14 protein-coding genes are annotated in these 13,083 nt (G+C 30.9%); 12 read left to right on the plus strand and 2 right to left on the minus strand.

The genetic code is table 11. From position 1 onward, the window contains the following. Nucleotides 1-399: 399 nt before the first annotated feature. Nucleotides 400-585 (minus strand): hypothetical protein, encoded by a 186-nt coding sequence (locus ACREWB_RS01565; protein WP_431545726.1) that lies wholly within the window; start codon nucleotides 583-585, stop codon nucleotides 400-402. A gap of 197 nt (nucleotides 586-782) precedes the next feature. Then, nucleotides 783-2,279 carry a [FeFe] hydrogenase H-cluster radical SAM maturase HydG gene (gene hydG, locus ACREWB_RS01570; RefSeq protein WP_431545727.1) on the minus strand — a complete coding sequence of 499 codons (1,497 nt, stop codon included), beginning with the start codon at nucleotides 2,277-2,279 and terminating at the stop codon, nucleotides 783-785. A 372-nt stretch (nucleotides 2,280-2,651) separates the two neighbouring features. On the opposite strand from hydG, the gene ACREWB_RS01575 reads away from it, so the two are divergent. The 12 genes from ACREWB_RS01575 (at nucleotide 2,652) to ACREWB_RS01630 (ending at nucleotide 12,911) form a co-directional block, all read left to right on the plus strand. Further along, a complete protein-coding gene (locus tag ACREWB_RS01575) occupies nucleotides 2,652-2,900 on the plus strand; it encodes a TM1266 family iron-only hydrogenase system putative regulator (RefSeq protein WP_431545728.1) in 249 nt (82 codons plus the stop codon). A gap of 53 nt (nucleotides 2,901-2,953) precedes the next feature. Continuing rightward, nucleotides 2,954-3,178: a hypothetical protein gene (locus tag ACREWB_RS01580; RefSeq protein ID WP_431545729.1), complete on the plus strand. Its 225-nt coding sequence runs from the start codon at nucleotides 2,954-2,956 to the stop codon at nucleotides 3,176-3,178. Nucleotides 3,179-3,302: 124 nt separating this feature from the next. After that, complete coding sequence (locus ACREWB_RS01585) at nucleotides 3,303-3,473, plus strand: hypothetical protein (protein WP_291639918.1); 171 nt, start codon at nucleotides 3,303-3,305, stop codon at nucleotides 3,471-3,473. Between the two features lie 96 nt (nucleotides 3,474-3,569). Then, a complete protein-coding gene (locus ACREWB_RS01590) occupies nucleotides 3,570-4,997 on the plus strand; it encodes a cation:proton antiporter (protein WP_431545730.1) in 1,428 nt (475 codons plus the stop codon). Between the two features lie 38 nt (nucleotides 4,998-5,035). Then, nucleotides 5,036-6,742, plus strand: a complete 1,707-nt coding sequence (locus tag ACREWB_RS01595) for an ABC-ATPase domain-containing protein (protein WP_431545731.1) — start codon at nucleotides 5,036-5,038, stop codon at nucleotides 6,740-6,742. 171 nt (nucleotides 6,743-6,913) lie between these two features. Further along, nucleotides 6,914-7,354, plus strand: a complete 441-nt coding sequence (locus ACREWB_RS01600) for a hypothetical protein (RefSeq protein ID WP_431545732.1) — start codon at nucleotides 6,914-6,916, stop codon at nucleotides 7,352-7,354. Between the two features lie 110 nt (nucleotides 7,355-7,464). Next, the gene (locus ACREWB_RS01605; protein WP_431545733.1) at nucleotides 7,465-7,734 is read left to right on the plus strand and encodes a hypothetical protein; all 270 of its coding nucleotides are present in this window, start codon (nucleotides 7,465-7,467) and stop codon (nucleotides 7,732-7,734) included. Between the two features lie 119 nt (nucleotides 7,735-7,853). Next, nucleotides 7,854-8,093: a hypothetical protein gene (locus ACREWB_RS01610; protein ID WP_431545734.1), complete on the plus strand. Its 240-nt coding sequence runs from the start codon at nucleotides 7,854-7,856 to the stop codon at nucleotides 8,091-8,093. A 150-nt stretch (nucleotides 8,094-8,243) separates the two neighbouring features. After that, a complete protein-coding gene (locus tag ACREWB_RS01615; protein WP_431545735.1) occupies nucleotides 8,244-9,776 on the plus strand; it encodes an MBL fold metallo-hydrolase RNA specificity domain-containing protein in 1,533 nt (510 codons plus the stop codon). Between the two features lie 159 nt (nucleotides 9,777-9,935). Then, complete coding sequence (locus ACREWB_RS01620; protein WP_431545736.1) at nucleotides 9,936-10,631, plus strand: LysM peptidoglycan-binding domain-containing protein; 696 nt, start codon at nucleotides 9,936-9,938, stop codon at nucleotides 10,629-10,631. Nucleotides 10,632-11,182: 551 nt separating this feature from the next. Beyond that, on the plus strand, nucleotides 11,183-11,554 hold the full coding sequence (locus tag ACREWB_RS21795; protein ID WP_503417240.1) for a L,D-transpeptidase: 372 nt from the start codon (nucleotides 11,183-11,185) through the stop codon (nucleotides 11,552-11,554). A 214-nt stretch (nucleotides 11,555-11,768) separates the two neighbouring features. Further along, entirely contained in the window at nucleotides 11,769-12,911 is a 1,143-nt protein-coding gene (locus ACREWB_RS01630) for a PfkB family carbohydrate kinase (protein WP_431545738.1), read from the plus strand. Nucleotides 12,912-13,083: the final 172 nt, after the last annotated feature.

Here is a 13,083-nt window from a genome sequence, read left to right on the forward strand (position 1 = left end):
CTAATCAGTATAACGAAATATTATCTTAGAACTTGTTAGTTCTTATGGAACCGCCGTGTACCGAACGGTATGCATGGTGGTGTGAGAGGTCGGCTAATCAAATAATGATTAGCCTCCTACTCGATTATGTAAGGTGCCTGGCACTTGGGTATAATTGTAAAATATATGAATTATTGCACAACCTCAGTAAGAAAAACAAGCAGCAGTTATCATGAATACGCATCCTACTAATGAAATAGTAGGCATCATGAATCTTTTAAATATGCTAAAATTCTTTTCTTTTTTCATTATCATAATAAAAATAGGAATATATAATGCATAAATAGTAACAATAGGTAACTCTGAGGAATCAAAACAAAAGAATCCAAACAATGGGTTTAAGTTAGCACCATAGAAGTATCATAACCATATACCACAAAGAAGTAGTCCTAGTATAGATGAATTGGTTGGCATATTAGTTTCACTATCTATTTGTTTAAATATTTTTGGATTTGGTCCAAAACCTCTTGCTGCTAGTGAATAAATACCACGGGTACATCCGTATTTAGTTGCAATTACAGCAAAAGTATAGGCACAAGAAATCATAATAATACCGCCAATAACCCAAGCTAAAATACCTAGTTTAAGATCCCCACCAGTTACAGTTAATACCTTAAAATAATTGCATTATTATACTTTACCGCTTTACATTGAATTTTATATGAATTTCATCAGTGAGATTTTTATAATTATTAATCATATATATTCTCCTTAATTTCTATAAAATAAGTTTGAAATATTCTTTATATAAATAAATCCCTTTCACCTTTTGTAATTCTTTCGTAGTAATCTGCCATTATTTTAGTTAAATTATGTTTTTTGTAAAAGTCCATAGTACTTATTTCTTCCAATTCTTTTAATATAAGTTTTTCACCTATTATTTTAGTTTCTTCACTTGCATAATCATCCAAATACTCTTTAAAAGTAAGAACAGCGTTTAGTTTGCAAAACTTGCCTTCGTCAGTTTTTTTAAGAAGTGTCATTATCTTTTCGCCAGTTCTACCACATCTATATCCAGATGTGCAGAATGAACTAATTATACCCAACTCAGCTAATTCTCGAATAACATCATCAAGGTTTCTAGGATCTCCTATTGTAAATTGTTGTTTTCTTTCCAATTCTTCTTTAGTATCTGCACTATATTCACCAATTCCAATTTTTGTTGAAGCATCTGTTTGGGTACAACCTATTTGTATTACTTCTTTTTTAATTTCAGCATCTTCTCTAGCAGTAATTATTAAACCAGTGTAAGGTACAGAAAGTCTTAAAACAGCTACAAGCTTTTTGAAATCTTTATCATTTACTGCATATTTTGAATTTCTGCTAAGATCTGATCCAGCTGCCGGTGTCATTCGTGGGAAAGATATAGTATGTGGGCCGATTCCAAATCTTTTTTCTAAATCTGCAGTATGATATAAAAGACCCATAACTTCAAATTTCCAATCATAAATACCAAATAATGCACCTATTGCAATATCATCAATTCCAGCATCCATTGCTCTATGAAGTGCATAAAGTCTCCATCTATAATTTGATTTAGGACCACTTTTATGAACTTCACTATACGACATTTTATGATAAGTTTCTTGAAATACTTGATAAGTTCCTATACCAACTTCATGAAGCTTTTTTAAATCATTTATGCACATAGGAGCAGCATTAATATTTATTCTTCTTATTCTATTTGTTTTCCCACTTTTAGATTTCTTTTCTACTTTGTAGATTTCTTTAATAGTTTCTGCAATGTAGTTTGCATCAGTTTTAGGGTGTTCGCCATATACTACAATCATTCTTTTGTGGCCCTTATCAATTACTGCCTCAGCTTCTTTTCTAACTTCATCCATGGTTAAAATTTTTCTGACTTCTTCGTTGTTATCTGTGCGAAAACCACAATATTCACAGTTGTTTACACATAAATTTCCACAATAAAGAGGAGCGAAGAAGACAATTCTATTATCGTAAACTCTTCTTTTTACTTCTGCAGCAGCTAAATACATTTCTTCTAAAATAGAATCATCTGTTACATTCAAAAGTGCTGCAGTTTCATCAAAACTCAATCTTTCAATATTTAAAGATTTATTTATGATTCTTCTAATATCATCTTTCGAATAATCGATATTTACCTTTAGTTTTTTCTCAATTTCCTCTTCATCAATAAAATCTTTACCGTCGATTAAGTAATCATCGATTTCATTTTGTTTAACTACATTTTCTACCCAAGTCTTTTCATTAATATTCATTATAAATTCCCCCTAAAAATAAAAAATTCCTTCTTATAAATAAGAAGGATTTGTGTTTGTAAAACAAAAAAAAGTTCTACGGACGATTTGCACAAATTCCTATCATATAAGATTGCTCTACAATGTAAGGTTTTTAATTATGAGTTTTAGATAATTTAAGAATACTCTCAAAAAATCCAACAAAATATTTTTTTAACAATTAAATTGTATCAAATGTGCTGAATATTTACAAGTGAAATATCAAATGTATTGACATAATATCTAGGGATTGATAAAATATTTATAAATAAGGAAACCTTATAACATTTTATATAAAAACGCAAAAACTTTCTTTTAATCAAAGAAAGTTTTTTAAATTTAGGGAGGGTGTGTATGAAAAAAATTGCCGTAATTAGTGCAATACTTGAAAACCCAGAAGATTGCCAACAAAATTTTAATATGGTGGTTTCTGAGTTTAAGGGAATGATAAGAGGCAGAATGGGAGTTCCATTTCAAGAGGGAATTACTGTGATTTCTATTACTGTAATTGGTAGCCTTGATGAAATAAATAGTTTGACTGGAAAACTTGGGAATATTAATAATGTATCTGTTAAAACTTCTATAGCTAAAATAGAAATTTAATGAGTAAACTCATCTTTATTTATATATTGGTTTTCAGCTTATATATAAAAGGAATGCTGAAAATCAGAGCTACAGTGGTAACATATAATGCTAAAACTGGAGTGGAAAACTGTGCGATTAGACCAATAATAGCAACCCCAAGAGAGCCTAAAGTATTACCTATGCCTAAGGTTAGACCAGAGGCCATTCCTTTGTTGTCAGGAAATATAATTCCTTGCAACGTTTATTGTATCATAAAAAGTAAAGCTAATATAATTAATAATTTCCACTCAAAGTAATGTTTCTGGGGTATAATAGATTAGTAAAATAAAAATATACCTTGCAAATATTCATTGTCTATATTAATCTAGAATGTAGGAGTTTTAAGAAATATAAAAAATCAATAATAAAGAAGGTAAAAATATGAAAAATGATATAAACAAAAGTATGGAAAAAATGAAAAAAATAATTGAAGAAAGAAATGCAAAATCTTCTTCTCAAAAAAATTCAAAGAGAGCAGCAACATATGGAACACAGAGCTCATCATCAGGCAATGGTGGAGGTTTAGTTGGCAAAAACAATAGGGGACAGTAATTAATTTTGAATTATAGTGAAATTGACTTAAACGGCTGAAACCCTTTGTTCTATTGGGATAAGGCCGTTTAACTTTTATCGTAGGAGGTTTATAACATGGAGAATATAAATTATGATTCACTATTAATCATTTCTATTTTTGCATTTATTACACCACTAATTATTAATTCTATCAAAAGGTTCAAGATTCCTTTTGTTGTAGGAGAAATTTTGGTTGGAATCATAATTGGAAAAAGTTTTTTAAACATAGTACACGATGATATTTGGATAAGTTTCATATCTCATCTTGGACTTGCATATTTGATGTTTTTAAGTGGTTTAGAGTTAGATTTTGATAAAATAAATGTAAAATCTGAAAAGAAAAAAGTTATTCGCAGAATTATAATGTGTACTTTCATGTTTGTTATTTCACTTTTAGTGTCATATATAGCTTCATCTCTTATGCATAAATTTGGTATTATTAAAAATGTACCTTTTATAACTATTTTACTTACAGCATCAGCACCAGGGCTTCTTGTACCATTTCTAAAAGAAAGGGGGATTTTAAACTCGAATTATGGCCAAACCATACTCATATTTGCATTACTGAGTGAATTTATATGTCTAATTTCCTTAAGTATAATTTCGTCAACTATGATTAATGGATTAAGTTATAAAAGTTTCTTATTTCTTATTTTATTTTTGGCATCTCTTTTAATTTATAAAATCATAAAACGATTTTCACATATATTAGATTTATCAGCAAGTGCTTTTAGCAGATTACATATTGGTGTTCGCGCAGCGTTTGCATTAATGTTAGTACTTGTTACAATTTCACAAAAAATTGATACAGAGGTAGTGTTAGGTTCATTTTTAGCAGGAATTATCTTTACATTCATATTAGATAAAGAAAAGGAAGAATTAAAATATGAACTAGATATCATAGGTTATGGATTTCTAATTCCAATATTTTTTATAATGGTTGGAGTTAACATGGATCTTTCAAGTGTTTTTGAAGAGCCTAAATCACTTTTGTATATTCCAGTATTTTTATTTGTGATTTTTATTGTTAAATTAATACCAAGTCTATTTATGACTTTTATGTTTGGATATAACAAAGCTATCGCTGGTGGAGTTATACTATCATCACAGCTAAGCGTATTAATAGTTGGTGCACAAATGGCCTTTAATCTAGGAATAATGAAGCCCTCAAACTATTCAGCATTTGTATTGATTGTTTTAATATCATGTATATTATTCCCTATTTGTTTTGACAAAATATTTAGATATGAGGATATAGATAAAATAGAGGATAATATAGAGAATAAAATATCTATTATGGAGATTATACCTTTAAATCCTGCAATTTATAATAAAACTTTAAAGGAATTAAGATTTCCTTCTGATTTTAGAATATTTGAAATAATTAGGGGTGGAGTTGAATTTCTTCCTGATGGAGATACAGAAATATTAAAGGGAGATAGGCTAATAATAGCAGGGTTAACTTCTAGTATAGAAGAAACACTGATAATATTAAATGGATAATTGTAGAAACATTATACACAATATTAGGGGATGAACAGTTGAAAAATTTAGATGTATTAAAAAAAGAATTAGATAGAATTGATGGAAAAAGTTATAGGCTTTATAAGGATTTAGCAGGGGAATATGATTTTGGAAATTATATACTTAGCATAGATCATGTTCAAGGTGATCCCTTTGCATCACCATCAAGAATTAGAGTAATAGTGAATCAAGCTATTTCTAAATTCCCAAAAGAACTTTTTGATACTAAAAATAAAAATATTGCAGTAGCTGATTACTTAACAAGAGAGTTTTATTCTAATATAAATAGGTGTAGCACAAAAGTTTTTGGATCTGGGAAAAGTGGACTCATTGCCATAAGTAGATGCCCACAGGAAATTTTAAATAGAACTTCAATAATTATAGATGAGGATAAAATAGAGGCAAGATTTTATGTTGGGTTTCCTGCAAGAGGAAGAAGTGTTCTGTCTAGAGAACTGGAGAAAATTCTATTTAATGTTATACCAAACATTGTAGAGAATACACTAATATATATAAATATTAATTGTGAAAAGTTATTAAACAGAGTAAGACTATTTGAAGATCAAGAATATATAAGAACTGAGCTTAAGAATAGAGGACTTATAGCATTTGTAGCTAATGGAGCCATGTTACCCAGAGAAAGTGGTATATCTACAAAGGCATTAAAAGGTGGTAAAGTATTTGTTTCACCAAAGGAATTAGAAGTAGAATTTAATACAAAGACTCATGGAACAATTTGCGGAATGGGTATATCAACGGGTATAACTCTTATAGTAGGTGGAGGGTTCCATGGTAAATCTACACTTCTGAAAGCTTTAGAGCTTGGAGTTTATAATCATATTGAAGGTGATGGTAGAGAATTTGTTATAACAGATGGATCAGCTTTAAAGGTAAGGGCAGAGGACAGTAGGTGCGTAACTAAAACGGATATATCACTATTTATAAATAACTTACCCAGTGGTGGTGACACTGTAGGATTCTATACAGAGAATGCCAGTGGTAGTACATCACAAGCAGCAAATATTATAGAGGGAATAGAAAGTGGCGTTAAGGTGTTTTTAATAGATGAAGATACTTCGGCAACTAATTTTATGATGAGAGATGACACAATGCAAAAATTAGTTTCTACGGAAAAGGAACCAATTACACCGTTTATTGAAATAGTTAGACCATTGTATAAGCAAAAGGGTATTTCAACAATAATAGTAGTAGGAAGTTCAGGAGACTTTTTTGATATAGCAGATTCTGTAATACAAATGGATAATTATGAAGCTGTGGATGTGACAATAAAGGCTAAAAAGTTAAGTCATGGTCATATTATAAAAAGAATTAATGATAGAAATTTAAAAATAGATATTTCATTTAATAGAGTAGTTAAAGCTGGAACTATTAAGTCAGGAGAAAAAGGCGTTAAAATCAAAGCAATAGGACACGATACACTTAGCATAAATAGAGAGGATATAAACCTTAGGGCTGTGGAACAAATAGTTGATACTGAGCAAATAAATGCCATAGGTTCTATTATGAAATGGGCGGAAGCGAGTATCATGAATAGGGGTTTAAACTTTGAAAACATGGTGGATGATATAATTTGTGAAATTGAGAAAAATGGGCTTATATCTATGGAACGAGTAAAAGGTGGAAGCGGGAGTTTAGCACTACCTAGGAAACAAGAAATAATGGCAGCATATAATAGGTACAGAAACCTAAAGATATTATTATAGAACGTGCTAGGAAGGGCAAATAGCTCTTTCTTTTTTTCGTAAAATAAGAGTTAGCTTAGTCATGGCTAAATAAAAAAAAAGAAAGGTGTGTGGTATTTTAGAGAGGGATTTCTTTATATTTGTAGAAATATACATATTATACAAATAGATTTATGCGAGGTGGAATATAATATGGTATCAAACTGTATTGAAAGAAAAATGACATTACATGAATTCAAAGTTTTAAATAAACAGATATTATGGGAAAAAGGACGAATATTTATTAGACAGGATAGGGGTAATGATCCAAGTAAAAATCCATATTTTAGTTTTAATATTGAGATATTTAACTGCGTTTTTAATTCGGATGGACTTAAATTTCAAATTCAAGGTGGTTGTCCAGGTGTTTATATAGATATCGTATTTGATATTTCGAAAGGCGTTAAATTATCCAGTTTAAAAGCACCGGAATTTAATTTTAAATTTATATTTAATGCCAATCCAGATTCTTTTTCATACTCCTTATACTTTGATGGCATGTGTATCATATATAATATCGAACCAAGTAAATTCGAAAAGATTTTAGAAGATTTAAAATCTAGTGTTATTAAAGAAAGACAAATGGAATATTGATAAAACAAATTAAGTGAACTAATGTGGGAGGGGGAACTAATATTAGTACTGGGATTCAAGCCGCTCTAGTTATATTAGCATTTTTCTTGGTTTTAGGAGGATGTGTTTTAGTGAGTCATACTAAAGAGGATAGATACTTTAAGCTAATGTATATTGCACTAGGAATTCTTATTTATTTAGAATTCAAAGTAAATATAAATGCGTTTAAGACTATTGATGATCTGATTGATATTCTTATATGGATTACAATTGCTGTTCCAACAATATATTTTGCAATTAAAAAAGATGTAAGTAAACTTGCTACTGTATTAGCTATTCCAGTAATATTTATATTAATTGGGTTGATTTATATGTATGCGAATTTAATAAATAATATATAGCGAACAAATCCTCTTAGTTACGAGAGGATTTTTTAATTTATATATAAATATTATTTATAACCATAGAAGCTTTTACTACTCCTTTTGATAGGACAGATATTTATTCTTTTTCTATTGCAATGGATAAGATTATAAAATATACTAAATCAACCTTACTCTCTATGGAAACTTTTGAAGTAGCACCAGATGACATCATAACCACAATGGTTTCTAAACTTAAAGAAGGTACGGATTTTCTTTTAGAATCAATTAATATCCTTAAAAATAACCCTATTAAGTCACAGGAATATATACTTAAAATGAGAGCTACGCATACTGATGTAGTACAGCTTTATAGAGATGGAATGACCCTTATATAAAAAACCGCAAATAAAGGATAGATAGTCTAATAATCAATATATGTTTATTATCATATTTCTGTTATAATAGAAAGAAATATCTGAATATTTTGAAAGCTTTAGGCGAAATTTAGTATATTATCTATTCGCATGATGAAGAGGGGGATTATTATGAAAATTCAATTCTATGGAGCAGCAAAAACTGTTACAGGTTCATGTCACATTTTACACATAAACGGAAAGACTGTTTTGCTTGATTGTGGCTTATATCAGGGAAAAGGTGAAAAGGAATTTGGAAATGAGGAATTTGATTTTAATCCTAAAGATATAGATTATGTTCTTTTATCACATGCCCATATAGATCATAGTGGAAGAATACCACTACTCTACAAAATGGGGTTTAAGGGAGAGGTTTTATCCACCGAAGCAACGATGGATTTATGCAGTATTATGCTTCCTGACAGTGGACACATTCATGAATCTGAGGTTGAGTGGAAAAACAGAAAAAGAAAACGTCAGGGATTAAAAAGTTTGGAACCATTATATACAGTTAAATGGGCTGAACGATCCCTTGATCTTTTTAGAGCATTCCCCTATGATGAGATGATAGAGGTTTTTGATGGGTTAAAAATAAGATTTAGAGATGCGGGGCATCTTTTGGGGTCTGCTATTATTGAATTATATATGTCCGAAGAAAATCAAGAAGAAGTAAAACTTGTGTACAGTGGTGATTTGGGCAATATTAATAAGGCAATTATAAAAGATCCAACCATTATTAATTATACAGATTACCTCATAATAGAGACTACTTACGGTAATAGAGTTCATCCTGAGATTCGCGAAAATTTGAAGGAGTTGTTAAAAATAATTAAGGAAACCTTTGCAAGAGGGGGGAATGTTATTATACCTTCATTTGCAGTTGGGAGGACTCAGGAAATCTTATACGAATTAAATAAATATGTAGAAAATGAAGATTTGAAGGATATTAAAGTTTATATAGATAGTCCACTAGCTATAGAGGCAACAAAGATATTTGAAAGCCATAATGAGAATTATGATAAAGAGGCTAAAGAATTTGTAATGAGGGGGGATTATCCATTTAGATTTGAAGGCTTGAGTTTTTCAGTTTCCTCAAATGATTCAATGGAATTAAATAAAATTGAGAGCAATGCAATAATTATTTCTGCAAGTGGTATGTGTGATGCAGGTAGAATAAAGCATCATCTTAAGCACAATTTGTGGAGACCAGAATCATCCATTGTTTTTGTAGGATATCAAGCAGAAGGAACCTTGGGGCGATATATACGAGATGGTGCAAAAACAGTTAAAATATTTGGAGAACCCATTGCTATTAAAGCTCATATTTATAACCTAGAGGGACTGTCAGGACACGCTGATAGAAAGGGGTTATTCAATTGGATAGAAAGCTTTATGGAAAAACCAAAGGAAATTCTTCTAGTTCATGGAGATAAAGAAGCACAGGAGAGTTTTCAAGAATTATTGGATTCTAATGGCTATAGTTCTAGAATTGTTGAAAATGGTGAGGAATTTTATATTAACGAAAAAACTGATAAAAATGACGAAAATATAAAGAACAAATTGATAAAACACATTAAGGCAATAAACAATATTGAAAGGTTAGATAAGGAAAAATTGCTTGATACTATAAAAGATTTTATCTACGATGAAAAGGAATCTAAATAAATTGTTTAAATAAAAAAAAACAACCTCATTAAGGGGTTGTTTATTTTTATTTCAAATATAAAATTAATATCTTAAACAAAATAGTGCATACAAATCTTGTAACATGTTTAATGGGCATAGAATATTATAGGAATATATTCTTTTTTGGGAGTGATAACTATGACTTATCGAAATCCTAATAACCAGTGCCCCGCTGGATCAGTACCTTATATAGTTAGAGAGAAGGATACTTTGGGAAATATAGCATTCTTCTACAATACTACTGTACAAGATATACTGAAGTTTAATCCTGGTATAGACTCAAATGCGTTGCTGATAGGGCAACTAATATGTATTCCTTTAATGCTTCAAATGTATCCTTCTTGTCCCACAACTAATTACTATGTTGTGGTAGATGGAGATACCCTCTATTCAATTGCTAACGGCTTTAATATTACAGCTCAGCAGTTGCTATACTCGAACTATGGAATTGACCCTGATGATTTGTATGAAGATCAGGTATTATGTATACCTGTTGCACCACTTCTTGTTAATATTGAAATTGACGTAGATAAAAGGAGGCTTGTAGTATATCGAAACGGTAATGTGTTCAAAATATACATAATCGGGCTTGAAAATCCTACAACTCCAATTCCCAGAGGTACTTTCAAAGTAGTAAATAAGCAGGTAGATCCTGGGGTAGAACGAGGTGCAAGATGGATTGGACTTTCTGAACCCGGTTTAGGTATACAAGGTACAAATAATCCACAGTTTATTAAAAACGTTTCAGAAGGGCGTAGCATAGTATTGTCCAACAAGGATATAAGTGAACTTTTTAACCTTACACCTGTAGTTACAACTGTAAAAATACTGTGATGGGTTGTATTTAATACTTTAATTTCGAGGTGAGTTTTATTAATTTTGAAGATTCAAGTCGTCAATGTCCTACCAGTGCATCACCTTATGTAGTCCAAAGTGGTGATACGTTGTATAAAATTGCAAGCAAATTTAATACAACAGTCGCTGCTATTGTTTCATTAAACCCTGGTATTAACATCGAAAGTTTAAGAATAGGGCAGGTAGTTTGTATACCACAACAGCTGCCATTAACTCAAATACAGGCTCCTATATGTCCTATCGGGACTTCTCCCTACGAAATAAAACAAGGAGATACATTAGCTGGAGTTGCCAATAGATTTAATACTACAATAGAAGCGATTTTACTCGTAAATCCAGGCATTGTACCTGAAAATTTAAGGATAGGGCAGGTTATCTGTATATCACAGGAAAAATCGCAGCAAACAGTATGCCCAATGTCTAACTCCTATGTTATTCGCAAAGGAGAAACTTTTAGCTCAATTGCAAAGTCATTTAATATATCTCTTCAGAGCTTATTAAAAGCAAATCCTACTGTAGTTCCTGAAAATTTGTATCAAGGTCTAGTTATATGTGTTCCTGATGCTCCAATTATTTTTAGCATTGCTATAAATACTATAACGAAAAACCTTACCCTATATCAAAACAAAAGGTTTTTCAAGGCATATCCCGTTGCTGTAGGTAAACCTACAACCCCTACGCCTATGGGAACTTTTACAGTGGTAAACAAACAGGTTGATCCCGGGGGGCCTTTTGGGTCGAGATGGATGGGTTTGTCCAAACCCCATTACGGGATACACGGTACAAATAACCCAGCTTCTATAGGTACAGCAGCATCAAACGGCTGTGTGAGGATGTATGCTAGTGATGTAGAGGACCTTTTTAATTATGTGAGTGTAGGTACTGTAGTTGAGATATTCTAGTAATTTTCTTTCAAAAAAAATATCCTCTGCTTCAATATCCTGTATTATTAATACAGGATAAGACTTCTTGCAATTACAAGAAGTCTTATCTTCCTTCTTAATGCACTAAATGTGAAGTCTTTTTTCTAAATTACAAAAATAGCAATAAAGTGGACAAGTTCTGTTTAATATTGTATTATTAAAGGATAAATAACATATAGTGGGAGGGGCATTTATGATAATGACATTTAAAAATAAAATTAATGAATTATTGATTGATTTAGAAAATAAGAAGCCTAATAATGAAAAAGTTTTAATTGGCTTAGATGGTTTTGTTGATAAAATTGTTCATGTAGTAGCAAAAAGAAAAAGTGCAACTGAGTTTGATAGGATGAAAACGATTAAAGAATTTGGAGACAGGATAGTAAAAGCCGCTGGACTTAGTACTAATTTTGAAATGGTAGTACTTCAGGAAAAACTTGGTGGTAATGGCCCGATATTAAGTAATGCATTATTAACCTCTGGACTGGGACTAACTTATATTGGAGCCCTTGGGTATCCTCAAGTAGATAATGTATTTCAACATATGCAAGAAAAAGGTGCGGTATATTCTATAGCCAATCCAGGTACTACTGATGCTTTAGAATTTGATGATGGAAAATTAATGATTGGTAAACTTGACTCCCTTAATGATGTAAACTGGGAAAACATAAAAAAAATCATTGGCATACCTAAGCTTACAGAACTTATAAATGATTCAAGCCTTTTTGGACTTGAGAACTGGACTATGCTTCCGCATATGAGTAGTATATGGAGGGGCATAATAAAAGAAGTTCTCCCCAACATTGATAATAGTAAAGGAAAAAGGTTCATGTTTTTTGATTTGGCGGATCCTGAGAAAAGAACTAATGAAGATATTATTGAAGCACTGCAGCTTATACAAAAATTCAATATATATTTCAATGTAATACTTGGACTTAATTTTAAAGAAGCTGTTGAAATAGCTGAGGTTTTAGGACTAGAAGGATATAAGTCTGATAATGATGATAAGGTTAAATTAAAAGAATTAACAGAGCAAATATCAAAAGAATTGAATATACATTGTCTTGTTATACATCCAACAATAGAAGCAACGGCAGTAGTTGGAGATAACTATTATCATGTTGATGGACCTTATACAGCGAATCCAATACTAACAACAGGAGCTGGGGACAATTTCAATGCAGGTTTTTGCTTAGGGCAAATTCTTAAGCTAAGTCCAGAACAATCCTTGATTTTAGGTGTTGCAACATCAGGATATTATGTTAGGAATGCGAAAAGTCCAAGCTTTGATGATTTGAAAAAATTCTTAAATAATTGGAGTAATGATAATATATAATAAAATCTAACTATAAAAAATCATAGGGATTGTACTTGTTATGGTTTGCCCTTTCTGTGGGTATAAGCTCAAAGAAAATTGTGGTTCTTGTGGATGTGCAGTAGATCCTGAATGGAATATTTGCCCGAAATGTGCCGCTAAATTAAAGTGAATAAACTCTTTTTCCTCTTAT

This window comes from Clostridium sp. (assembly GCF_050717635.1).
Lineage (GTDB): Bacteria > Bacillota > Clostridia > Clostridiales > Clostridiaceae > Clostridium_AD.